The sequence below is a fragment of the Tepidanaerobacter sp. GT38 genome, assembly GCF_021991635.1.
GTDB lineage: Bacteria > Bacillota > Thermosediminibacteria > Thermosediminibacterales > Tepidanaerobacteraceae > DTU063.
Genome location: NZ_JAFFJA010000002.1, coordinates 1 through 25,767 on the forward strand (window position 1 = coordinate 1; position 25,767 = coordinate 25,767).

At 38.8% G+C, this 25,767-nt stretch carries 23 protein-coding genes and 10 tRNA genes; 29 read left to right on the plus strand and 4 right to left on the minus strand.

Annotation, left to right across the window (positions count from 1 at the left end):
* Positions 1-77 precede the first annotated feature (77 nt).
* From JT739_RS00530 to ychF, 4 genes are all read left to right on the plus strand, one after another.
* Positions 78-153: transfer RNA gene (locus JT739_RS00530), tRNA-Ala, on the plus strand.
* 6 nt (positions 154-159) lie between these two features.
* A tRNA-Val gene (locus JT739_RS00535) sits at positions 160-234 on the plus strand.
* A gap of 71 nt (positions 235-305) precedes the next feature.
* Positions 306-381: transfer RNA gene (locus JT739_RS00540), tRNA-Ala, on the plus strand.
* Positions 382-538: 157 nt separating this feature from the next.
* Positions 539-1,624 carry a redox-regulated ATPase YchF gene (ychF, locus tag JT739_RS00545; RefSeq protein ID WP_237659157.1) on the plus strand — a complete coding sequence of 362 codons (1,086 nt, stop codon included), beginning with the start codon at positions 539-541 and terminating at the stop codon, positions 1,622-1,624.
* 31 nt (positions 1,625-1,655) lie between these two features.
* Here ychF and JT739_RS00550 read toward each other — a convergent pair whose 3' ends face one another.
* Together JT739_RS00550 and JT739_RS00555 are read right to left on the minus strand one after the other, a co-directional pair.
* Positions 1,656-2,048: a hypothetical protein gene (locus JT739_RS00550; RefSeq protein ID WP_237659158.1), complete on the minus strand. Its 393-nt coding sequence runs from the start codon at positions 2,046-2,048 to the stop codon at positions 1,656-1,658.
* A gap of 63 nt (positions 2,049-2,111) precedes the next feature.
* Positions 2,112-3,596 carry an oligosaccharide flippase family protein gene (locus JT739_RS00555; RefSeq protein ID WP_237659159.1) on the minus strand — a complete coding sequence of 495 codons (1,485 nt, stop codon included), beginning with the start codon at positions 3,594-3,596 and terminating at the stop codon, positions 2,112-2,114.
* Between the two features lie 158 nt (positions 3,597-3,754).
* Here JT739_RS00555 and JT739_RS00560 point away from each other — a divergent pair, with 158 nt between their 5' ends.
* The 21 genes from JT739_RS00560 (at position 3,755) to JT739_RS00660 (ending at position 20,273) form a co-directional block, all read left to right on the plus strand.
* Positions 3,755-4,474: a redox-sensing transcriptional repressor Rex gene (locus tag JT739_RS00560; protein ID WP_237659160.1), complete on the plus strand. Its 720-nt coding sequence runs from the start codon at positions 3,755-3,757 to the stop codon at positions 4,472-4,474.
* Positions 4,475-4,505: 31 nt separating this feature from the next.
* Positions 4,506-5,486, plus strand: a complete 981-nt coding sequence (locus tag JT739_RS00565; RefSeq protein ID WP_237659161.1) for a GerMN domain-containing protein — start codon at positions 4,506-4,508, stop codon at positions 5,484-5,486.
* Between the two features lie 155 nt (positions 5,487-5,641).
* Positions 5,642-7,582 (plus strand): N-acetylmuramoyl-L-alanine amidase, encoded by a 1,941-nt coding sequence (locus tag JT739_RS00570; protein WP_237659162.1) that lies wholly within the window; start codon positions 5,642-5,644, stop codon positions 7,580-7,582.
* A gap of 64 nt (positions 7,583-7,646) precedes the next feature.
* On the plus strand, positions 7,647-8,171 hold the full coding sequence (locus tag JT739_RS00575) for a DUF2179 domain-containing protein (RefSeq protein WP_237659163.1): 525 nt from the start codon (positions 7,647-7,649) through the stop codon (positions 8,169-8,171).
* Between the two features lie 71 nt (positions 8,172-8,242).
* Positions 8,243-9,244 (plus strand): GerMN domain-containing protein, encoded by a 1,002-nt coding sequence (locus tag JT739_RS00580; RefSeq protein ID WP_237659164.1) that lies wholly within the window; start codon positions 8,243-8,245, stop codon positions 9,242-9,244.
* A gap of 46 nt (positions 9,245-9,290) precedes the next feature.
* Entirely contained in the window at positions 9,291-10,007 is a 717-nt protein-coding gene (rph, locus tag JT739_RS00585; RefSeq protein WP_370642535.1) for a ribonuclease PH, read from the plus strand.
* 16 nt (positions 10,008-10,023) lie between these two features.
* Entirely contained in the window at positions 10,024-10,647 is a 624-nt protein-coding gene (locus JT739_RS00590) for an XTP/dITP diphosphatase (protein WP_237659166.1), read from the plus strand.
* Positions 10,625-11,095, plus strand: a complete 471-nt coding sequence (locus tag JT739_RS00595; RefSeq protein WP_237659167.1) for a metallophosphoesterase — start codon at positions 10,625-10,627, stop codon at positions 11,093-11,095. The genes JT739_RS00590 and JT739_RS00595 overlap by 23 nt, the downstream gene beginning before the upstream one ends.
* Before the next feature lie 115 nt (positions 11,096-11,210).
* Positions 11,211-11,287: transfer RNA gene (locus JT739_RS00600), tRNA-Pro, on the plus strand.
* Position 11,288: 1 nt separating this feature from the next.
* Positions 11,289-11,365 (plus strand) — tRNA-Gly (locus tag JT739_RS00605).
* A gap of 1 nt (position 11,366) precedes the next feature.
* A tRNA-Arg gene (locus tag JT739_RS00610) sits at positions 11,367-11,443 on the plus strand.
* Positions 11,444-11,447: 4 nt separating this feature from the next.
* Positions 11,448-11,524 (plus strand) — tRNA-His (locus JT739_RS00615).
* A 14-nt stretch (positions 11,525-11,538) separates the two neighbouring features.
* Positions 11,539-11,612 (plus strand) — tRNA-Gln (locus JT739_RS00620).
* A 4-nt stretch (positions 11,613-11,616) separates the two neighbouring features.
* Positions 11,617-11,692, plus strand: a tRNA-Lys gene (locus JT739_RS00625).
* Between the two features lies 1 nt (position 11,693).
* A tRNA-Leu gene (locus JT739_RS00630) sits at positions 11,694-11,780 on the plus strand.
* 138 nt (positions 11,781-11,918) lie between these two features.
* Complete coding sequence (gene tig, locus JT739_RS00635; RefSeq protein WP_237659168.1) at positions 11,919-13,283, plus strand: trigger factor; 1,365 nt, start codon at positions 11,919-11,921, stop codon at positions 13,281-13,283.
* A 20-nt stretch (positions 13,284-13,303) separates the two neighbouring features.
* Positions 13,304-13,888: an ATP-dependent Clp endopeptidase proteolytic subunit ClpP gene (gene clpP / locus JT739_RS00640; protein ID WP_237659169.1), complete on the plus strand. Its 585-nt coding sequence runs from the start codon at positions 13,304-13,306 to the stop codon at positions 13,886-13,888.
* A gap of 20 nt (positions 13,889-13,908) precedes the next feature.
* Positions 13,909-15,174 (plus strand): ATP-dependent Clp protease ATP-binding subunit ClpX, encoded by a 1,266-nt coding sequence (clpX, locus tag JT739_RS00645; RefSeq protein ID WP_237659170.1) that lies wholly within the window; start codon positions 13,909-13,911, stop codon positions 15,172-15,174.
* A gap of 163 nt (positions 15,175-15,337) precedes the next feature.
* Positions 15,338-16,987 carry an ATP-dependent protease LonB gene (gene lonB / locus JT739_RS00650; RefSeq protein WP_237659171.1) on the plus strand — a complete coding sequence of 550 codons (1,650 nt, stop codon included), beginning with the start codon at positions 15,338-15,340 and terminating at the stop codon, positions 16,985-16,987.
* Between the two features lie 91 nt (positions 16,988-17,078).
* Complete coding sequence (lon, locus tag JT739_RS00655; RefSeq protein ID WP_370642536.1) at positions 17,079-19,463, plus strand: endopeptidase La; 2,385 nt, start codon at positions 17,079-17,081, stop codon at positions 19,461-19,463.
* A 177-nt stretch (positions 19,464-19,640) separates the two neighbouring features.
* Complete coding sequence (locus tag JT739_RS00660; protein WP_237659173.1) at positions 19,641-20,273, plus strand: BsuPI-related putative proteinase inhibitor; 633 nt, start codon at positions 19,641-19,643, stop codon at positions 20,271-20,273.
* Positions 20,274-20,391: 118 nt separating this feature from the next.
* Here JT739_RS00660 and JT739_RS00665 read toward each other — a convergent pair whose 3' ends face one another.
* Both JT739_RS00665 and JT739_RS00670 read right to left on the minus strand, forming a co-directional pair.
* Positions 20,392-21,063, minus strand: coding sequence for a P-II family nitrogen regulator (locus tag JT739_RS00665; RefSeq protein WP_237659174.1), 672 nt, complete (start codon positions 21,061-21,063; stop codon positions 20,392-20,394).
* Positions 21,060-22,559 carry a DUF1538 domain-containing protein gene (locus JT739_RS00670; protein ID WP_237659175.1) on the minus strand — a complete coding sequence of 500 codons (1,500 nt, stop codon included), beginning with the start codon at positions 22,557-22,559 and terminating at the stop codon, positions 21,060-21,062. The genes JT739_RS00665 and JT739_RS00670 overlap by 4 nt, the downstream gene beginning before the upstream one ends.
* A gap of 321 nt (positions 22,560-22,880) precedes the next feature.
* Between JT739_RS00670 and JT739_RS00675 the strand changes: the two genes are divergently transcribed.
* From JT739_RS00675 to JT739_RS00690, 4 genes are all read left to right on the plus strand, one after another.
* On the plus strand, positions 22,881-23,294 hold the full coding sequence (locus JT739_RS00675; RefSeq protein WP_237659176.1) for a universal stress protein: 414 nt from the start codon (positions 22,881-22,883) through the stop codon (positions 23,292-23,294).
* Between the two features lie 22 nt (positions 23,295-23,316).
* Positions 23,317-23,844, plus strand: a complete 528-nt coding sequence (locus JT739_RS00680; RefSeq protein WP_237659177.1) for a phosphatase PAP2 family protein — start codon at positions 23,317-23,319, stop codon at positions 23,842-23,844.
* 163 nt (positions 23,845-24,007) lie between these two features.
* Positions 24,008-25,390: a dipeptidase PepV gene (gene pepV, locus JT739_RS00685; protein WP_237659178.1), complete on the plus strand. Its 1,383-nt coding sequence runs from the start codon at positions 24,008-24,010 to the stop codon at positions 25,388-25,390.
* 34 nt (positions 25,391-25,424) lie between these two features.
* Positions 25,425-25,733 carry a YerC/YecD family TrpR-related protein gene (locus tag JT739_RS00690; RefSeq protein WP_237659179.1) on the plus strand — a complete coding sequence of 103 codons (309 nt, stop codon included), beginning with the start codon at positions 25,425-25,427 and terminating at the stop codon, positions 25,731-25,733.
* The last annotated feature ends 34 nt before the right edge of the window (positions 25,734-25,767 follow it).

The window sequence follows — 25,767 nt, forward strand, 5'->3', positions numbered from 1 at the left end:
TATCACAGAATAACAACAAATAAAATAGGACATACCTTGAATTTTAAGTGGCTTTGTATTATAATAGTTTCACTGGAGGGGATATAGCTCAGCTGGGAGAGCGTCTGGTTCGCAATCAGAAGGTCAGGGGTTCGATCCCCCTTATCTCCACCAACAAAAGGGCGCGTAGCTCAGTGGGAGAGCACTTGACTCACATTCAAGAGGTCGCAGGTTCGAAACCTGCCGCGCCCACCAAAAACATTCTTGACAACATTAAAAAAAACTATTATACTAGTAAATGCTTGTGGGTGATACTTTGTAAACTTGGGGAATTAGCTCAGTTGGGAGAGCGCCTGAATGGCATTCAGGAGGTCAGGGGTTCGACTCCCCTATTCTCCACCAAAATGAAACTTAGACGTAGAGCGGAACGCCGTTGCTACGTTTTTTTTTTAATTTTTAGAGCTATCAATATAAGGCTGAATGTGACTATACCTGTTTGGTTATAGTATGTAGCTGCGATTTTCGGTGGAAAACAGTTTACAAGGAGTGATTGATTACAGTGAAAGTTGGATTAGTTGGATTGCCTACAGTAGGTAAAACTACGTTTTTTAATTTGCTGACACATGCGAACGTGGAAACCAGTGCTTTTCAAAGCGGCAAGGTTAATGCTAATAGAGGGCTTGCCAAGGTGCCTGATGATAGAATTGATTTTTTAGCTGAGGTCTACAAGCCCAAAAAGATTACATATGCTCAGATTGAAGTAATAGATGTTCCGGGTTTGGTCAGAGGTGCCAGTGAGGGTAAGGGTTCCGGAAATCAATTTCTCGACAACATACGACAGGTGGATTGTTTGGTTCACATAGTGAGAGCCTTTTCAGATGAAAGTGTTATTCACACAGAAGGTTCTATAGATATAATTAGAGATATTGAAAGTATAAATATGGAATTGCTGTTAGCTGATTTACAGCTGGTGGAAACCAGAATTGAACGAATCAATACCAGCAAGAAAATTACAAAAGAGCAGATAGCTGAAAGGGAAGTCCTTGAGAAGCTCCGTGATTCTTTGGAAAATGAAATTGGACTTGCAGGTATAAATCTTTCCGAAGGGGAACAAAAGGTCCTGGAACACCTTGATTTCTTTACTGCCAAACCTATGATAATCGTAGTCAACGTGGACGAAGAGCAGCTAGCTCAAGGCTATGAGCAAAGAGACCAGGTTTTAAGTTATTGCCTCGGGAGGAATCTACCTGTCTTTGAGGTCAGTGCTAAAGCGGAAGTGGAAATCAGTGAATTAGATGAAGAGGACCGAATTGCATTTTTGGAGGAGTTAAATATAAAAGAATCCGGCATTGATCTGCTTGCAAAGGCCATTTATGATAGACTAAACCTGATATCTTTTTTAACTGCCGGCGAAGATGAGGTCAGGGCTTGGACAATTAAGAAAGGCACCGTTGCGAAAAAAGCTGCAGGCAAAATACATTCCGATATTGAACGGGGTTTTATTAGGGCAGAGGTAGTAAACTTTAAAGACTTTAAAGAGTGCGGTTCTATGGCCAAAGCCAGGGATATGGGCAAGCTGCGTTTAGAGGGAAAAGATTATGTAGTTCAAGACGGCGATATTATCAGTTTCAGATTTAATGTTTAAAACAAGGAGTAGCAATTCTACTCCTTGTTTTTTAATCTCGCAACGAGCCGTTTTTATTTAGAATATAACAGGGTCGATCTAAATATACACCTTTTTTATATCCGTATCTCTCAAGAAATCTAAAAGCTCTGCCTCTGCGTTCATCAACCCAGTAAATCACTATTGATTCTCCTGGACGAATGATATTTTCCAGCTCCTTCAACCACTTTAACGCAATTAACATGCCTTCCATTCCCCAAGTATTGACGCGCTTTGCAATTACTTGTTCCTGATGCCTGAACCAATAATTGCACTCCCGTTTCGTCGGGAAAATACATATGGCTACAATGTATGCATTGGTTTTTAAAGGCGTTTTGTGCCTGGTTATATACATGGCAAGGTAGTGACCGTTAGACAGTCGCTGAAATCGTCTATATGTTTTCATTAATTGTTCTTAAAGTTCCCCTCCTTTAATTGATTTACAATAGATTGCGCCTAATAACTCAAATTAGTATTTTTGTTTTAACTTTTTCAAGTCAATGCCTAAAGCCAGGGCAAGTATTAAATAGCCGCTAAGCCCAAAAAGAAGGTCTGCTATTATACAGATTATGTTTGGCAGCTCTAAAATGACCAATGGCATATAGACTTGTGTCATAATATATGTCATAAATGCACAGCATATCAAGGGTTTTAGGATAATATCCATCATGTCAAATTTTTCTCCAAAGGTTTGTTCTATTTGCCGAAAGCTTATATGTATAGCTATAGCTGATGCAGTAATTAAGGCAACAGAATACCCGTAAATTCCCAAAGGTGTTTTGGTAATACAAAAATACAATATTAGATTTGTCATAAAAAATGTAGAGACTGCGGTTGTTATAGGAGTAGTATTATTGCCTATGCCCCTGAGTATTGACATTAAGATGCTTTCTATGTAATAAAAGGGGATACCAGCCGCAAATCCTATAATGAGATTTTCGAGTTCATAACCGGGAAACAGGAGCTCTGCTAAAGGCTTTGAAAGAGCAACAAAAAATGCTGTTACAGCGAAGGAATAAAAGGATGTGAGAAATAAGGCTTGCTGAGATGATTTAAAAGCGTACTTTTTGTTTCCCGATGCTAAAGCTGTAGCAATTTGCGGAATAATATTTGAAGACATCGCCCTTATAAAAAGTGCGGGGAAAAATATTAGCGGCAATACCATACCAGAGGTCTTGCCGAATAGTGATAAACCCTCAGAAGAAGAAAGACCTGCCATGACAAGGCTTTTTGGAACTAAAAGCGCTTCAACAGAATGTGAAGTAGAATTAATTATTTGACTAAACGATATAGGTATTGCGATAGTTAAAATATCTTTAATGTTTTTTATGAGTGGATTTTTTCTGCGAAAATTATAAATGTTGATGTTTTTTGAAAAAAATGTAAAAAGCAAAACTAAGGATATAAATTCTCCAATGGTCAGGGCACTAACTGCACCACGGGTTTGCCCTTCAAATTGCAGCAACAAATTGCTACTTATAAAAAACACTCCCAATAAAGTGCGAAAGATGCATTCCGATATATTTGACCACTGTACCGGTGCTATGTTTTGAATGCCAAAAAAATATCCTCTCATGACAGCAGAATAGCCTACAAATATTGAAGCAGGCAAAATTATGAGAAGCACTTTAAGTTTTAAGGCATTAGATAAAATAATCAGAAAAGCTGTTCCGAAAAGGGAAAAAGCCGTCGTCAACACAAAAGCCGAAAATACTATGTGAGCTTTTTTAAAAGGATCTGCCCGGTTTTCGGCTACCAGCTTTGATATGGACACAGGAATACCTGCTGTTACTACGGTTATTGCTGTGCCAAAAAAAGCCAGTGTCTGCTGGTAAATTCCCATGCCTTCAGGGCCTAAGTATTTAGACAAAACCAGTCTGTAAAAAAAGCCAATAGTGCCGGTTAGAAAATTCGTTGCTGCTAAAATCACTGTATTTAATGCCCAATGGCTCATTTTTAGGACATCCTTTCCTAAATGTATGCATATATATAATATTCGAGAGTTATTTCCTTTTATGATGACACAAAATCTGTGTTAAAATTCGAAAAATTTGACTGCAAAATTATGTTGTGATATATTTATGTTAAATTAATCACATACGGGGTGATACTGTGGAACTACCCGGTGAAATAAAAAAGGTTTCCATAGCAGTGATTAAACGGCTACCCAAATATTATAAATGTCTCGGGGAGCTTTTAAGAAAAAATGTTGAGCGGGTGTCTTCTCAAGAACTTAGCAAACTTTTAGGTTTTACTGCTTCTCAAATAAGGCAAGATTTAAATAATTTTGGCGAATTTGGCCAACAGGGATATGGTTATAATGTAGCTCAGCTTTATACAGAGATCTCCAAAATATTGGGCATAAATACTTCTCATAAAATGGTAATCATAGGGGCTGGTAATTTAGGCCAGGCTCTGGCAAACTATGCCGGATTTGCGGCACATGGTTTTAATATAATTGCAATTTTTGATACCAATCCAAGTCTTGTGGGTCGCAAAATCAACAATATTCCCATATATCCGGTTGAAGATATGGAGTATTACATAAACCGAAATGATGTTGATATAGCAGTCCTCACCGTGCCCCAAGACCAGACAGAGAAAATTGTGAAAATACTGACAAACACGGATGTTCGCGGTATATGGAATTTTACTCCGGTAGATATTAATATTGATGATAAAGATATAGCTGTGGAAAATGTGCATCTTATCGATAGTCTCCTTACTTTAAGCTATCACATAAATGAAAGCTGGCTCCAAGAACGATTTTTAAGGCAAAAAAGAAATGGTCAGTTTGTGAATAGCAAAAATAAAGCTTATATGGTAAAATAGAGTAAAACATTTAATTTTTGGAGGGCTTTTTGTGAAAAGACTACCCCACGCTATAATTATTTTATTTATAGTTTTTATACTGACAGGATGTAGTGGGCAGTCTGCTATTGATACAGAGTCTGTCTCTGAAGACGTTTATTCGGTCTCATCCGGGAAAAAGGTATTGGTATATTATATAAAAGATGGATTTTTGACGCCCGTAACCTGCCACATCGATGATTCAGAGCCGGAAATAAGTTCTGCCCTTAATCTCTTGTTTTCTGGAATTGTGCCTACGGGATTTAAAAACACATTGACAAATACACGGCTCAACACTCTGGAGATAAGCGGTGATACTGTTTCCTTGGATATTTCAGGTGATGCCTTTGTAGGAGATAAAGCACAACTGGCGAGATGCCAGATTCTGTATACACTGACTGACTGCGAAAATATAACGAAGGTAAATATAAATGTTAATGGAAAACCATATGCGACATCTCTTGAACGACCTACCTATATAAACTTAAAAGATCCTGAATCTTATCAGGAAGATAAAGAAGAGCCTGAGGAGTTGTGTAAATACCTTACAATTTATTACCCTGACAAGACGACAAAGTACTTAATTCCAGTTTCCATAAAATCTGACATAATTCAGTCGGGAGAAGAAAATAACAGCAAGGCAGTTTCAGTTAAAGCTGAAGATAAAGCGAGGGCCGCTCTGCAACATCTCTTTAAAGGTGCTGGGGAAATAGGAAGTTTAGGCACTATAGATGATAAGATGATAAAGAGTTTACAGATAAAAGATGGTGTTGCGGTAGTTGATTTAGACAGTAGTGTCATTATTAAATTTAGCGATAAGACTCAGTATGCAGAAATTGCGGTAGAATCTGTTGTGCGGACACTCACCTCTATAGACGGAATTGAAAAGGTACAATTTTTAGTGGGTGGCGTAAAATTAGGCTATATAACTGGCAACATAAATATTCAAAATCCAATAGAACCTGATAAATGGTACAATGTTTTAACGAATTAAAAGTGCAAAAAAGGCTGCAAAAGCAGCCTTTAATTTTTTGCTTTCAACTTTACAATTCTATTACACTTGTCTTTTTCTAAAGGATTTTGAAATATAAAGTCGAAGTATATAGACATAGATTTGCGGCCGTAACAATCATAGGAGGTTATGTGACAATGCACAAAAAAATATTTTTCGCAACACTTTTTCTCTTAATTTTAAGTATACCTGTTTTATGTATGGCATCTGCAAAACCCATTGAAATTTACATAAATGGGGAAAAGATTGAATCTGATGTCGCACCTATAATAGTAAATGACAGGACCTTAGCACCGGTTCGCGTGATTTCAGAAAATCTTGGAGCTGAGGTTTACTGGGACAATGATAATAGACAAGTTCAAATAATAACCTCTTCAAAAACAATTATTTTAAAAATCGATGATGTAAAAGCTTTAGTAAATGGTCAAGAAGTGGTCCTGGATGTACCTGCTAAGATAGTAAATGACAGAACTTTGGTTCCACTTCGATTTTTAAGCGAAAGTCTTGGAGCCGATGTAAGCTGGGATAATGACCTCAGAAGAGTTATAATAAACCGCGCGGACGCTAAAGTTGTAGATTTAGCTTATGAGGTAATTGAAGGCAAACCTACGGTTGTTATAACAGGCGACAGCCCTTTGGAGTATTCCGCAGTTGAAATACAAGATGACAGGAGACTTGCAATTGATGTAAAAGGAAGACTAGACACTCAGAACAATGCTTTATATGTGTATGATAGCTGTTTAGAGAAAGCCATAGCAGGTGAAATTTCAATAGAGCCACCGATTACTCGAATCGTATTAGAGCTTAGCTCTAATGCAGCTTATAAAACATATAGTTCCCCAGACAAGAAAAGCATTTTTGTATCATTTACATATTTTGATAATATTTTAGAGGATTTAACCTTTGAAAATAAGAAACGTCAATTTATAGCAGAGATTACAACTACGAATGCTGCTAATGCAGATTACTTCTTTTTATCAAATCCAGATAGACTGGTTTTGGATATAAAAAATATTGGCCTTTCGGAAATTGACATTCCACATGTTCCTGATAATAACTTTGTTAAAGATGTACGCATAGGTCAATTTGCAGATGATACAGTGCGGGTAGTATTTGATTTGAAAAATGATACAAGTTATCAAGTGTTTCAGGCTGACAACGTTTTTTCGGTTGTATTTTCTCAACCTTTCACGATAGAAGATGTAAAAGTCACAAGTCAGGGAGATGTTTCCCTTGTTGAAATTTTATCCAGTGACGAGGTTTTTTATGAATTAAAAGACGATACATACAAAAAACAACTTAAAGTTATAGTGCCTGGCGCAGCAATTGGTAAAAACCTCCTTGACCGCAATGTGATAAAAATAGCAGATGGAATTATAGACTATATCGAACTAGCCAAGGTGAAAGATGCTAAAACTTACAATTTGGAGATAGTTATAAACTTAAGCTCATTTGTGAGTTGTGAGATGTTATCATCATCACCCACGTCAAATGTCAAATTTGCGTTACATAAAAGTTCTTCCTTATTGCCTTTAAGTAACAAGCTTATAGTTATTGATCCAGGCCATGGAGGCAGTGATCCTGGTGCTATAGTTGGAAGTGTTAAAGAAAAAGACTTGAACCTTGATATCGCTTTAAAATTAAAAAGCTTATTGGAATCAAATGGTGCCAAAGTTTTTATGACGCGAGAAGACGATACATTTGTCAACCTATATGCTCGGGCAGGTATGGCAAATGAAATTAACGCTGATTTATTTATCAGCATTCATCACAATTCGGCAACAAGCAGCGCAACGGGCACTGAGACTTTGTATTATCCCGATCCGCAGAAAAAATTATTGGCACAGGCATTGCAAAAAGCCATTGTAAGTCATACCGGATTTCACAACAGAGGTATTGTAGAGCGACCCGGTATCGTCGTTACTAGGGAGACTAAAATGCCCTCAGCATTAGTTGAGGTAGGATTTTTGACAAATAGCAATGACCTTGCCCTGATTGTAACCGATGAATTTAAACAAAAGGTCGCTCAAGGGATACTTCAAGGCATTGTCGATTATCTTTGCGGAAGCGTCAATTGACACTTGATAATTGTTCTGATATTATTACTTTGGAATTAAAGGAAATTGCTCATAGGAGGAATTTGTGTTGCTTTCTTTTGTGGGGGGATATTTATTTATATTCCTTGCTCGTGTTTTAGATATGTCTTTGGCTACTATGAGGACATTAATGCTTGTTCGAGGTAAAGGCCTAATAGCGGCAAGTATTGGCTTTTTTGAAGTAATGATTTATATAACAGCTTTAAATAAGGTAGTTAGCGGTTTAAGTAACCCGGTCAATTTGGTAGTTTATGCCTTAGGATTCGCCACGGGAAACTTTATGGGAAGCTTTATTGAAGAAAAACTTGCCCTTGGCCTAACTACCGTTCAGATAATTACTGAAAGACATGATATAGGTGATATGATTCGCAATATGGGCTTTGGCGTAACATCTTTAGAAGGTAAAGGAAGAGAAGGCTTTAAGGAAGTTTTAATTGTATCTTTGCCAAGGAAAGAACTTAAAAGTCTTCTGAATTATATTGATGAAAATGACAGCACTGCTTTTATAACTATAATGGATACTAGGGCAAGTAAAGGGGGATACTTTAAACAGACAATGAAACACAAATAAACACTTTGTCGGCATAAAAAACCTCTTCATCTTAATATATATTAATTAAATCAGGAAGAGGAGGTTTTTATATGCCAAAAAAGATTATTTGTATGTTAGTCATATTGTTTTTATTAATAGGTGCTGTAGGGTGTGGCTTTCTGAACCGGGAACCTTCTGAGGAAGAGCTTCCTGAGTCTGAAGAGGATTCGGAAGAAACCCTTGGACACTTTAGAAAAACGGTATTTTATTTTGTAAATGAACGGGGCCTCTTGGTGCCTGTTACAAGGGATATTCCATGGGTTGAGGGAATAGGAAGGGCGGCATTGGAAAGCCTTGTAGATAGCGAAGGGCTTAGAGCGGAACTTGCAGAAAAAGGGCTAAGAGCTCCGCTGCCTGAGGGTACAAAGATTTTGGGAATGACCATACGGGATGGTATAGCCAAAGTTGATTTTAATTCCAACTTCATACAGACTTCAGATGCTGCAGCAGAGCAAACTGCAATTGACGCCGTAGTATATACACTGACGGAATTTCCTACGGTTGATGAAGTTCAAATATTGGTTGAAGGCAAGCTGCTTGATAGAACACCCAATGGCAATCAGTTAAACCAAGTACTTAAGCGACAAAATATAAATTTAGAAACGCCAGTTACAGCTTCAGCAGAAGTAGTGCCCGTAACTTTATATTTTAAGGGTGGAAGTTCAACAGGAAGTTTTAGCTATTTTGTTCCGGTAACTCGCATGGTACCTAAAACCGATAATGTGATTAAAACCGCTTTAGAAGAATTGATTAAGGGTCCTGCAGAGCATACAGGTCTTGTATCATTGCTGCCGAAAGATACAAAAGTTTTAGATGTAATTCAAAAAGATGGTGAAGTGTTGGTCAATTTTTCTAAAGAAATTGAGGGATACGGAGGGGGAATTGACGTGGAACAATCCATCGTTAATTCGGTGGTGCTTACCGTTTCAAGTTTCCCCGGAGTTGAAACAGTATCCATACAGGTTGAAGGCAAAGCAGGAGCTTTACCTGAAGGTACCGTTCTTGAAACACCTATTTTCAAACCACTTTATGTCAATCCCGATAGCATATAAATTTTATATAAAATAACTTTATTAGCTTTAAGAGAGGATGGATATTTTGCCAAGAGTAGATGGAAGGGCCAATGACGAAATTCGCCCTATAACCATAACTAGAAACTTCAATAAATATGCGGAAGGTTCCGTGTTCATTGAAGCAGGAGATACAAAAGTAATTTGCACAGCAACGGTGGATGACAAGGTGCCGCCGTTTTTAAGAGGCAAAGGGCAAGGTTGGATTACAGCTGAGTATTCCATGCTGCCCAGAGCTACCGAAATAAGAAACCCCCGTGAAACGTTAAGACCCAGTGGCAGAACTATGGAAATTCAGCGATTAATAGGAAGAGCTTTAAGATCAGTCGTAAACCTTTCTGCTTTGGGCGAGAGAACGATCTGGCTGGATTGTGATGTAATTCAGGCAGACGGTGGCACTCGAACAGCTTCAATAACCGGTGCTTTTATCGCATTGGCAGATGCAATTGGCTTTTTAAGAAGGAATAATTTAATAGAAACAAATCCCATCAACAACTATGTTGCTGCTATTAGCACGGGAATAGTTGATGGTGAGAAATTACTGGATTTAAATTTTGAAGAAGATTCTAGAGCACAGGTTGACATGAATGTGATTATGACAGATACAGGTCAAATTGTTGAGATCCAAGGAACAGGAGAAGCTTTCCCTTTTTCCAGGCAAGATATGGACGATTTAATGAGCTTAGCCTTTAAAGGAATTTCAGAGCTTATTCAAATACAAAAGAATTTACTATTAGATATTTAACTGGAGACTGGAACATATGAAAACCCTAGTCATTGCAACCAAAAATCAAGGTAAGTTTTTAGAGTTTAAAAAGATGTTGCAGCCTGCTAAATTTAGCATCATATCTTTACATGAGTTTCCTGATATTGACATAAAAGAGACCGGCTCAACTTTTGACGAAAATGCGCTTATAAAAGCAACTACTGTATGCCAAAAGATAGGTTTACCCACACTGGCTGATGACTCGGGTCTTCAGGTTGATATCTTAAATGGTGAGCCAGGTGTTTTTACGGCAAGATACGCAGGCGAGCATGCTACTGATAAAGAAAATATAGAAAAACTCCTTAAAAATTTATCAGGTGTTCCTTTAGATAAAAGACAGGCTCAATTTGTATGCAGCCTGGCTCTTGTTTTTCCAGACGGAAAAACATTCTTGGAACAAGGCACTTTGGAAGGCCTTATTGCTTTAAGCCCTAGAGGAACAGGGGGCTTTGGATACGATCCAGTTTTTTTAGTGCCAGAAATAAATAAAACCTTTGCTGAGCTTTCGGCAAATGAAAAAAACAATATAAGTCACCGAGCAAAGGCTGTAGAAAAAATAAAAAAACACCTTTTTAAACACATGCAGGAGGAAGAAGTTGAAAATAGGCGTATTGAGTGATACACATGGATTAAAAAGCATAGCTGAAAAAGCTTTGGACAACATGGGTGATATAGACATACTTCTTCACGCCGGAGATTTGGTGGCCGATGCCAGGCATTTTGAAAATAAGGGATACAAGGTATACTTTGTAGCGGGCAACTGTGATGGTCATATATTTGAACCTACTGAAAAAATACTGGAGATTCAGGGCAAAAAGATTTTTTTAACACACGGACACGCATATAGAGTTCAATACGGATATGATAAGCTGTTTAATAGAGCAAAAGAGATTTCGGCTGACATCGTAGTATTTGGTCACACTCATGTTCCGGAAAATACATATATTGATAATATACTATTTTTCAATCCGGGAAGTATTGTATTGCCCAGAGGCGGCGGCCCAGGCACCTATGGTATTTTGGAAATAATCGATGGGCAAATTAATGCCCGTTTAAACACAATATAATCAAGCTATTTTACAATAAAAAGAAAAATCTGTTTGAAATACCACGAAAGTTATGCTAAAATAATCTTGACTCAAAAAGCTATTTAATGTATACTATACATTGTCTTTGGTCAGTCGGGGCATAGCGCAGTTTGGTAGCGCACATGGTTTGGGACCATGGGGTCGGGGGTTCGAGTCCCTCTGCCCCGACCAGGCGGGAGTAGCTCAGTTGGCTAGAGCGTCAGCCTTCCAAGCTGAATGTCGCGGGTTCAAATCCCGTCTCCCGCTCCAGGCGCCCGTAGCTCAGCTGGATAGAGCAACGGACTTCTAATCCGTAGGTCAGAGGTTCGAATCCTCTCGGGCGCGCCATATGGTGGGTATAGCTCAGATGGTTAGAGCGCCAGATTGTGGCTCTGGAGGCCGTGGGTTCAAGTCCCACTATCCACCCCATTTATATAGGTAATTGGGGCGTCGCCAAGCGGTAAGGCACAGGACTTTGGCTCCTGCATCGTAGGTTCGAATCCTGCCGCCCCAGCCAAATAGGGTCATTAGCTCAGGTGGCAGAGCACCTGACTTTTAATCAGGGTGCCGGAGGTTCGAGTCCTCCATGACCCACCATGCGGGCATGGCGGAACTGGCAGACGCGCCAGACTTAGGATCTGGTGGATTAAATCCCGTGGAGGTTCAAATCCTCTTGCCCGCACCATATTTTAATATGTGGATTTTACTACCTCGGTCCATACCGAGGTGTTATTTTATTACATAATTTTTTGTTGCGCACATATAATTTGTGCTATAATATCAAAAGAAATGGAATTTACGGTGATTGTAAGGGAGGAGCATAATGAAAGTCAACCTGGAAAAGATAGAAAATAACAAGGCATACTTAAACTTTGAGATTGATGCAGAGCAGTTTGAAGCTGCAATGGAGCGGTCATACAAAAAAAATGTCAAGCGTTTCGCAGTCCCTGGATTTCGTCGCGGAAAGGCTCCGAGAAAGCTTATCGAAATGCATTACGGGCCTGAAGTTTTTTATGAAGATGCCGCTAGATTCTTATTACCGGAAGCTTTTCAAAAAGGAGTAGAAGAATTCAAGTTAGAACCTGTAGATCAGCCGACTTACGATATCCAACAAATAGAAGTCGGCAAGCCCTTTATAGCAACCGCAGAAGTGGTGGTAAAACCTGAAGTAAAAATTAAAGAATATAAAGGTTTAGAAGTAGAAAAAATTGTCTATAATGTAACTGATGAAGATATTGAAAAAGAGCTCTCCGCTTTGCAGGAACAAAATGCAAGGCTTGTTGCGGTGGAAAACAGAGCAGCCCAAAACGGGGATATTGCTGTAATAGATTTTAAAGGCACTGTAGACAATGAACCCTTTGAAGGCGGTAATGGAGAAAACTATCCTCTTCAGTTAGGCTCAGGAATGTTCGTTAAGGGCTTTGAAGAACAAGTCATTGGAATGAATGTTGGTGACACTAAGGATATCGAGGTGACATTCCCCGAAGACTACAAACCGGAGAAACTGGCAGGGAAAAAAGCAGTATTTAACGTGACTTTAAAGGAGCTAAAAACCAAAGAATTACTGCCTCTCGATGACGATTTTGCCAAGGATGTCAGCGAATTTGAGACATTAGATGAACTCAAACAAGACATAAAGAAAAAGTTAGAGGCACGGGCCAAATCAATCGAAGATGGCTCATTAAAGGCTTCTATTGTGAATAAATTAAAGGAAGTTACAGAGGTAGAAATTCCTGAAGTTATGGTAAATCAAGAAATCGATAGACTAGTCCTTGATTTTGCTTTGAGTTTAAGATACCGCGGATATGATTTCCAATCTTATTTGAATGCAACGGGTATGACCCCTGAGAAATTCAGAGAAAGTTTTCGTGACAGAGCTTTAGAAAATGTAAAGATATCGCTGATTTTAGAGGAAGTAGGCAAGAGAGAAAACATTACAGTGACCGATGAAGAGCTGGAGAACAAAATCAAGGAATTAGCAGAGAGTTACAAGCTGACGGTTGAAGATTATAAGAAAAATCTGAGACCGGAAGATATTGCAGGCATAAAGGATTCGATTTTAACGGAAAAAATCTTTGATTTTCTAATCTCAAATTCTAAAGTTATAGAAAAGAGCAAAGATGATATAATAGAGACAGAAGAAGCCGACACTGCTAGCGATGAAAATAGTAGTGAAAAAACGGTTTAATTTTAAGGAGGTATTTGCAAGTGAGTTTAGTTCCGATTGTTGTGGAACAAACAAACCGTGGTGAAAGGGCATATGATATCTATTCCAGACTACTTAAGGAGAGAATTATTTTTATTGGAACGGCCATAGACGATACTGTTGCAAGTCTTGTTATAGCTCAGATGTTATATTTGGAGTCGGAAGATCCAGATAAGGACATACGCCTTTACATCAATAGCCCTGGGGGCTCCGTCACAGCAGGTCTTGCCATTTATGATACCATGCAATATATAAAGCCAGATGTTTCTACTATTTGTATGGGCCTTGCTGCAAGCATGGGTGCGGTGCTTCTTGCAGCGGGAACTGAAGGTAAGAGGTATGCACTGCCTAATTCACGCATCATGATACATCAGCCCTGGGGCGGTGTCCAAGGAAAAGCAGTGGATATTGAAACACATGCTAAAGAGATTCTCCGCTTGAGAGAAATATTAAATGAAATACTTTCAAAGCACACAAAACAACCAATCGAAAAGATAGACAGAGATACAGATAGGGATTACTTTATGTCATCTAAGGAAGCTTTGGAGTACGGCTTGATTGATGAGGTGATCCAAAAGAGGAAGTAAGCCGGAAAGGAGAGTGAAACATGTTCAAATTTAGCGACGAAAAAGGTCAACTAAAATGCTCATTCTGCGGTAAAACACAGGATCAGGTACGCAAATTAGTAGCAGGTCCCGGCGTTTATATTTGTGATGAGTGTATTGAGTTATGCAATGAAATAATAGAAGAAGAATTCAGCGAAGATGCAGAAATGGATTTTGCTGATATACCAAAACCTCATGAAATCAAAGAAATTCTAGATCAATATGTGGTAGGTCAAGAAAAAGCCAAAAAAATCCTATCTGTAGCTGTGTATAATCATTACAAGCGAATAAACTATCAGGGCAAGATGGATGATGTGGAACTTCATAAAAGCAATATAATAATGCTTGGGCCAACAGGTAGCGGTAAAACCCTTTTGGCTCAGACTCTTGCTAAAATTTTAAATGTGCCTTTTGCCATAGCCGATGCAACATCTTTAACTGAGGCCGGCTATGTCGGTGAAGATGTGGAAAATATTCTCTTGAAACTGATACAGGCTGCCGATTATGATGTGGAGAAGGCAGAGAGAGGTATAGTATATATAGATGAAATAGATAAAATTGCACGCAAATCAGATAATCCATCGATTACGCGAGATGTATCAGGTGAAGGTGTCCAGCAAGCTCTGCTCAAAATATTGGAGGGAACTGTAGCGAGTGTTCCACCTCAAGGTGGCCGCAAACATCCTCATCAGGAGTTCATTCAAATAGACACCACAAATATCCTTTTCATATGCGGTGGTGCTTTCGAAGGTATAGATAAAATAATTGAGAATCGCATTGGCAAGAAATCTATAGGATTTGAGGCCGAAATCAAGAGTAAGGAACAAAGAGATGTAGGAGAAATTTTAACACATCTCATGCCGGAAGATTTGCTAAAGTACGGCATGATTCCCGAATTCATTGGAAGATTGCCGGTAATTGTAACACTTTCAGCTTTAGATGAAAAAGCTCTGGTCAAAATCTTAAAGGAACCTAAAAATGCCTTAGTGAAACAGTATCAAAAACTCTTTGAGATGGATAATTCTCAGCTGGAATTCACTGACGAGGCACTGACCGTAATTGCTCAAGAAGCAATCCGTAGAAAGACTGGTGCACGAGGCCTTAGAGCCATAATGGAAGACATCATGCTGGATATAATGTATGAACTTCCTCACAGAAATGATATTGCTAAATGCGTAGTAACTAAAGAAGTAGTACTTAATCGCGAAGAACCAATAATAGTTACATCGGATCGAAAAAAAGGCAAAAAGAAAGAAGTAACTGCATAAATTATTGAATTAATATTAGGGAACCGTTCCTTAAAGTTAATAAGGGACGGTTCCCTTTTTATTGTCCTTTTTTAAATTAAAACTGGGTTATAAAAAAACTTTTATTAATAAATAATATAAACAGTGTCGGTAATGTCAAAGCTCGATAAGGAGGAACTTCAACATGAATGTTACTTTGAACGTACTGAGCCTGATTCAAATTTTTTTTGCCATAGTTATCGGGCTTTATTTTTTAAATCTGTTAAAAAGCCAGCAGGGAAGTAAAGTTGCCGTTGATAGAGAATCTCGAAAAGAGATGGAGAAACTAGAACGCCTGCGACAAATATGTCTTACAGAACCTTTGGCAGAAAAAACCAGACCCTCATGCTTTGACGAAATTGTAGGTCAGAGCGATGGTTTAAAAGCGCTCCGTGCAGCCCTTTGTGGACCCAATCCACAACATGTTATTTTATACGGACCGCCAGGAATAGGAAAAACCGCTGCAGCTAGACTTGTCCTCGAAGAAGCTAAAAAGACCCCCGGTTCGCCATTTGGGCCCGATGCTAAGTTTGTAGAAGTAGATGCTACTATTGCAAGGTTTGATGAAAGAGGTATTGCTGATCCACTTATCGGCTCGGTACATGATCCTATATATCAAGGTGCAGGGCCCCTCGGCATTGCTGGAATACCTCAGCCAAAACCAGGGGCTGTGACTAAAGCTCACGGTGGAGTGCTATTCATTGATGAGATCGGGGAACTTCATCCTATTCAGATGAATAAGCTCTTAAAAGTATTAGAAGACCGAAAGGTATTTTTGGAAAGTGCGTATTACAGCAGTGAAGATACAAATATACCTCGTCACATCCATGAAATTTTCCAAAATGGTCTCCCTGCAGATTTCAGGTTAATCGGCGCAACTACCAGAAACCCAGAAGAAATACCGCCGGCTATACGTTCACGTTGTTTAGAAATATTTTTTAAACCTCTGTCACAAGATGATATAGGTATTATTGTCAAAAATGCAGTAGATAAAATAGGATTTGAAATAGATGACTTGTCGGTAAATATAGTGAAGAAATACGCTACAAATGGCAGGGAAGCAGTGAATATCATCCAGATGGCTGCAGGCCTTGCTACCCGTGAAAACAGAAAGCGCATTGAGGCACGAGATGTAGAATGGGTGATAAACAGTGGCCAGTATACGCCAAGGCCGGAGAAAAAAGTAAACCCCAAACCTCAGGTTGGATTGGTTAATGGCCTTGCGGTATACGGGCCAAATATGGGTATCCTTTTAGAGATAGAGGCTACTGCCATAGAGACAGAAAAAGGTCATGGCAGTTTATTAGTAACCGGTGTTGTTGAAGAGGAGGAACTGGGTGGAAATGCCCATCGACTTAAACGCCGGGGAACCGCAAGAGGTTCCGTGGATAATGTAATGACTGTACTAAGAAAGTACTTGGGCATAGATAATAGAAATTATGACATCCATTTAAATTTTCCGGGTGGCGTGCCTCTTGACGGCCCTTCAGCGGGTGTGGCCATAGCAGTCTCAATTTATTCAGCAATAAAAAACCTGCCTGTCGACAACTATGTAGCCATGACAGGAGAATTATCAATACGCGGTTATGTAAAACCCGTTGGTGGTGTTCCGGCTAAAATAGAGGCGGCAAAAAGAGCGGGAGCAAAGACCGTAATAATTCCGAAAGAAAACTGGCAGGACAGCTTCAAAACTTATGATATTAATATAATAGCCGTTGATAGAATTGAGGAAGTTATAGAGAATGTCATTTTAGGTATAAAGCCGGATGCAAGAAAAGAGAAGGTTTCTGTTTAGCTTTGAATAGAGAAGGAATTAATAAAGTTTTATCGAATAGATTAAACATAGAGATTAAGTAAGTGTTAATATAACCTTGATTAGGGGGGGTATAGTGGGGAAAACTACAAATCGAACCATACCGCTGGTGCCACTTCGTGGATTATTGGTCTTTCCCAATGTTGTTTTGCATTTCGATGTTGGTAGGGATAAATCAATTGGTGCTCTTGAAGATGCAATGGCGGCAGATCAAAAAATATTGCTTGTGTCTCAAAAGGATGCAAAAGTTGATTTTCCTACAGAAAGCGAGATTTACACTACGGGCACAGTTGCTAAAATAAAGCAGCTATTAAAAATGCCACAAGACACAATTAGAGTGTTGATTGAAGGTTTAAACAGAGCTGTAATTCAAAACTACGTGCAGACTGATCCTTTTTTTAAGGTTGAAATAAAGGAAGTTATAGAAAGTGATCAAAAGGCGGATAATCAAGAGGAAGCTCTGATGAGGAGTATCCTTAGTCTTTTTGAAAACTACATTAATATGACCAAAAATTTGCCACTGGATATTTTAGTTTCCCTAAAAAATGTTACAAATCCAGGGCGTTTTGCTGATATTGTAGCATCTCATCTATCTATAAAAATAGAAGACAAGCAGAAAATTTTAGAAACACTGAATTTCAAAGAACGCTTAGAATTACTTTTCCAGATTATTTCACAGGAAATAGAAATTCTTGAAATTGAAAGGAAAATTAATTACAGGGTAAAAAAACAGATAGAAAAGAACCAAAAAGAGTATTATTTAAGAGAGCAAATGAAAGCAATTCAAATGGAACTTGGCCAGCAGGATGAAAGGACCGCTGAAGCTGATGAGTATCGAGAAAAAATATTAGCTCTTGAGCTGAAGAAAAGCATACAAGAAAAAATGTTAAAAGAAGTTGATAGGATGGAAAAAATGCCTACAGCTTCAGCAGAACTTTCGGTAATTCGAACGTATTTGGATTGGCTGCTTTCGCTTCCTTGGAATATCTATACGCAGGACAGTGTAGATATACAAAAGGCAGAGAAAGTTTTAGATGAAGATCACTACGGGCTAAAGAAGGTTAAAGAAAGAATACTCGAGTTTCTTGCAGTGCGCAAATTGTCGGGAAAACTTAAAGGCCCTATCTTATGCCTGGTAGGTCCGCCGGGAGTTGGGAAAACTTCTCTGGCCAGATCTGTGGCACGGGCTATGGGAAGGAATTTTGTAAGAGTATCATTAGGCGGTGTTAGAGATGAAGCGGAAATCCGTGGCCATAGGCGGACATATGTAGGTTCCATGCCCGGAAGGATAATTCAGGGTATACGTCAAGCTGGTTCTCTAAATCCCGTTTTTCTGCTGGATGAAGTGGATAAAATGAATGCTGACTTTAGAGGAGACCCTTCTTCAGCATTGTTAGAAGTACTGGATCCGGAACAAAATAACAGTTTTTCGGATCACTATCTTGAAATTCCTTTTGACTTATCCAAAGTTATGTTTATTGCAACTGCAAACAATTTGTACAATATTCCACGGCCTCTACTGGATCGCATGGAAATAGTGACGATTCCAGGTTACACGGAAGATGAAAAATTAGAGATAGCCAAGCGACATCTTATTCTCAAGCAGCTTAAGGAACACGGTCTGGATTCGTCATATGTCACTTTTCACGACAGCGCTTTAATTAAAATTATACGAAATTACACTCGAGAAGCAGGTGTGCGAAATTTAGAACGGGCCATAGCACAAATCTGCCGCAAAATAGCTCGCGTTGTAGTTGAAGGCGAAAAAAATACTATAGATGTAGACGAAGACTTAGTAGAAAAGTTCTTAGGTGTGCCGCGCTATCATTATGGCACAATGGAAAAACAGGATTTAATAGGTGTGGCTACAGGGCTTGCTTGGACAGAAGTAGGTGGAGATATCTTAAATATAGAAGTTTCTGTTATGAAGGGTGAAGGCAAACTGATTCTCACCGGGAAGCTAGGAGATGTAATGCAGGAATCTGCCCATGCCGGTTACAGTTATGTAAGGTCAAAAGCCCACTTATTAAATATAGATGAGGATTTTCATAAGAAATATGATATACACATTCATGTACCGGAAGGTGCAATACCAAAAGACGGCCCTTCTGCCGGTATCACCATCACCTGCGCACTTATTTCAGCTCTGTCTATGCGGCCTGTGGATAGAACTGTTGCCATGACCGGAGAAATAACCTTACGAGGAAGAGTTCTTCCGGTTGGAGGAATTAAGGAAAAAGTCCTGGCAGCTCATAGGGCAGGAATAAAGACTATTATACTGCCAGAAGAGAATACAAAAGATCTGGAGGAAGTTCCGCAAAGAGTAAAAGACGAACTTTGCTTTATATTTGTAAATACTATGGATGAAGTAATAGAAAAGACATTAAAACCCTTTCCGGAAAAACCTGTTGATTTGGAAAAAAGTGGTTCAGATCATTTAAACTTGTATACATCTTAGTAGCAAGTTAGATTAAAGGATATCTACCTGATATCCTTTTTTTACTGTACGAAGATCTTTCGGGTTAAATTAAGCTTATGGCAATTTATCTTCACCATAGTAACACTAATTACATAACATATATTAGATTAATGCATAGTCTTTACAATGGGTAAAACGTATAAGGAGGGATTCAGCTTGATAAGATATATAGTTCGCGCGGGGGATACTCTGACCCAAATTGCTGCAAGATTTGGCACTAGCGTAGCCGCAATAATGGAAGCCAACAATTTGTCAAATCCCGATTTAATATTTGTAGGGCAGGTATTATTAATCCCGGTGTCTGGCCAAACTCCGCACCCGCCGGATTGTCCGCCTTGCCCACCTTCTCCTCCGTCTCCACCATCACCGCCGACACCTACTCCGCCGCCATCAACCAGACCAGAAGTTACTCGAACCTTTGATGGCGTGCAGTATACCCTTTCGCTAAATAAAGGGGTATATAGACTTGGAGAACAAATAGTAATACGATTTAAAAAGAAAAATATACTAAGGGTGCCACTTACTCTAACTTACAGGACATCACAAAAAGTTGATTTCAGAGTAACCCGGGATGACAGGCTGGTTTGGCAGTGGTCTCAAGGGAGGGTTTTCACACAAGCCATAACTACTGATAGATTACAACCAGGAGAAGAGATTGTCTATCGCGAGGTTTGGAATCAAAGAGCTGACGGCATCATCACAAGGCCGGGTCTCTACAGATTAACCGGTTGGAATTTGGCGACACCAGGTGTCAGGCTGAGTGTCGACTTCAGAATAACAGCACAGTAAATTAAGTGTTTATACGCTAAAGGGCGGAACAACAGAGTGTTCGCCCTTTTTGTTGTGCCCTTGAGATAGAGCAGTTAATTTCAAGTCACAAAAAATATGGATATGGCAATGAAGATAGTTAGTTGTCCTCATACAATCCTTCGGTTCGCTTTACATCGAGCACAAAAATAATGCCTGCGCCGGGACTATCTATATTTAGTCTTTCCTTTATGGCATTTACAATATTTTCAGTTTTATCAGCTTTTGACAGTATTAAAACTATATCTTTTTCCGGCTCGATTTCAATATTAAATAATAGTTTAGCTTTTTCATGATCTCCTAAACCCCTGCCATGAATAACTGTGCCTCCTGTAGAACCCGCTGCTTCCGCTGCATCTATTACCGTATCTAAAGATCCTTTGTCTACAATAACAAAAATAGCTTCGTAATTCACTTTGGCCACACCTTTCTCCCTGTTTTGGGATTTATATTCTCCTTCATGGATTTTTACAAGAGTTTTTATGGGTATAGAAAAAGCAATACCGTGCTTGGGCTTGTTTATCCCGAGTTTCTTGTTTATTTCATCGTAAAGCGCATCTTCCAGGTCTTCCTCAATGACCGATATAAATATTTCCCTTCTTACATCCAGGATGCCTAAAAACTTTAGCAACTCATTTCTAACGGTACCTTTTCCAATAAAAACAATTCCACCAACCGCTCCAATTTTTTTTGCTATTTTTAATACCTTACTTCCCTTGCCACAGTCAACTATACAACAAAACAAAACAAGATTTTTGCCCGTTGAGTTCATAATGATTGTGCCTCCCTGTGTGATTGGCTTTGACCATGTTCCCCAGCTTTCATTTTAAATATAAGGCCAAGGATTTGTATAGCTACAAGCGGCATCATTGCTATCATAGCTATGACACCAAAACCATCTACCATGACATCAGCTGTGGGGATTGCATTAGCGGCACCCTGGGCGAATGCCAATACAAATGTAGCCGTCATGGGGCCAGATGCTACGCCACCAGCATCATATGCAATACCAACAAAAATAGGTGGCACCATGTACGATAAAAATGCTGCAAGTGCAAATCCAGGCAACAAAAAATGCCACAGCTTCAAATTTGGTTTTATAATTCTTAGCATAGAAAATACAACTGCAAAAGCTATGCCGATTGACAGAGTTGCCAATATAACATTTCTTTTTATATATCCAGCTGTAACGTCCTCAACCTGCTCGGTTAACACGTAAACTGCAGGCTCAGCAAGTACCACTACCATGCCCAAGAAAAATCCAATTATAGGTAATGCCCAGATGTGATCTTTTGCTATGCCTTCACCCATTACCCTACCAACTTCCATAAAGCCAGCATTGACACCGACCAAAAATAATGTAAGGCCGATATATGTGTACAAAAGTCCTTTTAATATTGCATGCTTGTGTTTTTTATTTAACTTAAATTTTACCATATCAAATATCTCAAACAAAACAAACAGTGGAAGCAAGGTCAGCAAGGATTCCTGTAAAAATTGAGGAAATACCCGAAAATACGGTAGCAGTATTCCGGTATTTGGCACAAATGCTTCTGCAGTACCTGTTATATCTTTTAAACCGGCAATGATGCTCGTTACCATTACAGCAAAAATAGGTCCGGCAGAGGCAATTCCGACCATGCCGAAACTGTCCTCATCAGAGGTTTTTCCACCTTTTAATTGAGAAACACCGTAACCTAAAGCTAATATAAAAGGGGTTGTCATGGCTCCTGTTGTGGCACCTGAAGCATCTACTGAAATAGCCAAAAATTCCTGCGTGGTTTTCAAACCCAATAAAAATATTATGAAATAAACAAAGGTAAGGAGCCTATTCAAAGGCTTTTCGTATAGAATTCTAAGCAGACCTATAGCTACCATAATTCCTACTCCAATTGAAACTACAATTAGTATTAATATGTCAGATATAATCCCGCCTGATGCTATATTTACTTGTCGAGCAAGTATTTGCAAATCGGGCTCAGCTACAGTAATCAAGAAACCGAGAATAAATCCTAATATGGCAACCGAGTAAGAATTATTAGTCATTGCTACTGTTTCTCCCATCAGATTGCCAATGGGTACGACGCCGATTTCTGCTCCAAACAAAAATATTCCAAGACCTATTATGACCAGCAAAGCACCTATTAAGAATCTAGCAAGCATTTCTGTTTCTATCGGAATCAATGTATAATTTAATAATATTACTAAAACCGTTATTGGTAAAACTGATAAAGAGACTTCTGTGAATTTTCTTGAAAGTATATCCAAAGAACTCCCCCTTTTCTTGCAGTATTTGTGAAAACTATAGAATATTATGATTTTGGTGCAGATGAGCTGCTTTCGTTGAAAGGCTTTTAATAAATAGTTATTCATTATTTCGCGTTGGCTATTTTTATACAATTTAACATAGTTAGCAAAATTATGTCAAGTTACAAAGCCCTCAGAAAAGAGCCATAAATTGGTAAGATACGCAGGCCACTGTGACATCTACGTCAAAAGCAAAAGAGCGCTACTTTTTCTATACATTGCTAAACCAGTTGATTTTATATATAATATCATTAGGTAAAAAGACAAGAGAGGAGATTTATAATGATGGTCGTTTTTGACCCTGGTGTGCGGCATAGAATTATGGTCTGTGTAACACCCCAGAAAAGTTGTAAAAGATTGATAGCAAAAGGAGCTGCCAGGGCTGGGGAAATGGACGGCCAGTTTGTGGTTATATATGTAAACAATAAAAAAGATCTAAATAGAGAATTAAAAGAGCATAAGATCTTATTAGAGTTATTTGAAATGGCAAAGGATTTGGGCGGAACCGTTTCTATTCTAACTGGTGAAAAAATCTATGATACTTTGGCAGATTTTGCTAAAGAAAACAATATAACGCATATAATAATGGGCAAATCCTTGCGTTCAACCTTTGAAATTCAAAGGCAAGGTGAAGTTATCAATTCGCTTATAAATGCAGTTGAGGAAAAAGGCATAACAGTAGAAGTTATTGATTGATAATGGGAAGAGGAGGATTTTTTTGAAAGGGCTGTGGGATTATCTGTACAACAAAGACAAACGGCTATTTGAATATATAAATAAGCGGATAAAGTGCAAGCTGCTAGACATATTTATGCCCCGGATAACCCATCTTGGCGGTGCGAGTTTTACAGTACTTTCATGCCTTTTTCTATATATATTTGGCAAAGATCAGGCGAAAACAGCTGCTATGCAGGCATTTGTTACTATAACAGGCAGCCAGGGAATAGTGCAGCTTTTCAAAAACACCATAGCCCGTAAAAGACCTTATTTAGTTTTACCTGATGTTAATACATTTTGGAGCAAGCTTTTAAAAGACCATTCTTTTCCATCTGGACATACAACTGCAGGTTTTTCGTTGGCGGCAGTTCTTGCTATGCATTTTCCTGCTTATAGCCTCATATCATACTCTCTGGCCGCAATGGTAGGTTTATCTCGGATATATACTGGAATGCACTACCCTTCTGATGTATTAAGTGGCGCCTTTTTAGGCATGGCATGTGCCACTTTAATAGAGTTTTTCTTGTGAATAAGAATAAAAATATACGGCGGTTCCCTTTTATTCATCTATGGTGAATAAAGGGGAACCGTTCATATTATTACAGAAAAAACTTATCAAAAAAGGATTTAATATGTTAAAGTGGAATATTATAATAAATACAATGGGAAAAGTTAAGTTGGAGGTTTATAATATGGATATAGAAAAGGCTATTTCCTTAAATGAGAAGCAATTGCTGACAGCTACTAGTGAAATAATAAAAATAAGAAGTGTAAAAGATATACCTAAAGAAGGCATGCCTTTTGGAGAAGGCCCTGCAAAGGCTCTAAACTATGCATTGGATCTTGCAAAAAGTTTTGGTCTTGAGACGAGGAACCTTGACAATTATGCAGGGTGGGCCCAGTGGGGCGATGGTGATGAAATGATTGGGATTTTGGTACACCTTGATGTGGTGCCCGAAGGCAGCGGTTGGACTTTTCCGCCCTATGCAGGTGAAATTCATAATGGCAGAATTTACGGCAGAGGAGCTATAGATGATAAAGGCCCTGCTATGGCTGCATTATTTGCTCTAAAATCTTTAAAGGATGCCGGAATTAAATTTAACAGAAGAGTAAGGGTCATTTTTGGCACCGATGAGGAAAGTGGATCAGAATGCATGAAGTATTATCTAAAACACGATGAAGCTCCCACCATGGGATTTTCCCCTGATGCCAATTATCCTATAATAAATGGAGAAAAGGGAATGCTGACTTTTACCTTTACCATTTCATTTAATGGCGAAAAAGACACGGGTGCAGTGCTTTTGTCATTAAAGGGCGGTCATAGACCCAATATGGTTCCCGATTATGCCGAGGCACGCGTTGCTGGAAACATTGATGAAATCAGTGCCCAAGTAAAAAGTGCCCAAAGTAGTGTACCTGGCAATTTTGAAGTTGAGCAGAAAACGAATGAGATAGTAATCAAATCTTACGGTACTTCTGCCCATGCCAGCACACCAGAAAAAGGCAAGAATGCTTGCATGTTGCTTGCAAAGCTCTTAGGGAATGTAAAATTTGCAAAAGCTTACAATGATTTTATAGGATTTTTAAATAAAAAAATTGGTTTAGATACTACCGGTAAAGGTTTAGGTGTCGATTTTAAAGATGATATTTCAGGCCCGCTTACCTTAAATGTAGGAATAATTGAGTGTGACGAAAATAAGGCCGAGGTTACCATAAATATTCGTTATCCCATAAAATACAGGGGAGAACAGGTAATTGAGCACATACGGGAAAATACGCCGGAAGCTTTTCGGATAGAGAAAGTGTCTGATATGAAGCCCCATTATGTTCCTGAAGACAATCTCATAATTCAAAAGCTAAAATACGCTTATGAAAAAGTTACTGGTGAAAAAGCCTATTGCTTTTCAATCGGTGGCGGCACTTATGCTCGGCTGTTTAAAAACTGTGTAGCATTTGGGCCAAATTTCCCAGGAAAGCCTGAACTGGCTCATGAAACTGATGAGTACATTGAAGTTGAAGATCTCTTTAAAAACTTAAGGATTTATACCTATGTTTTATGTGAATTAGTCAGATAGCAGACCTAAACTTGTTTGCAAGGAGGGGACCGGTGTGGAGCTGCAAAAATTAAAGGACCCTTATATTAACATGCTCTTTGATGCAATTTTGCTTTTGCAAAACCGAGAAGAATGTTATCGCTTTTTTGAAGACATTTGTACAATAGGAGAAGTTCAGTCTATGGCACAGCGACTGCAGGTGGCAAAAATGCTAAAAGAAGGCAAGACTTATACTGAAATCGCACAGGTTACTGGTGCAAGCACAGCCACCATAAGCCGTGTTAAGCGTTTTTTGCATTATGGTGCCGATGGCTATAATATCATATTAGAAAGACTGGCGAAGACAAACCAGCAGGAAGATTAGCGTGATCTCCACGCTTTTTTATTTAGGAGGTATT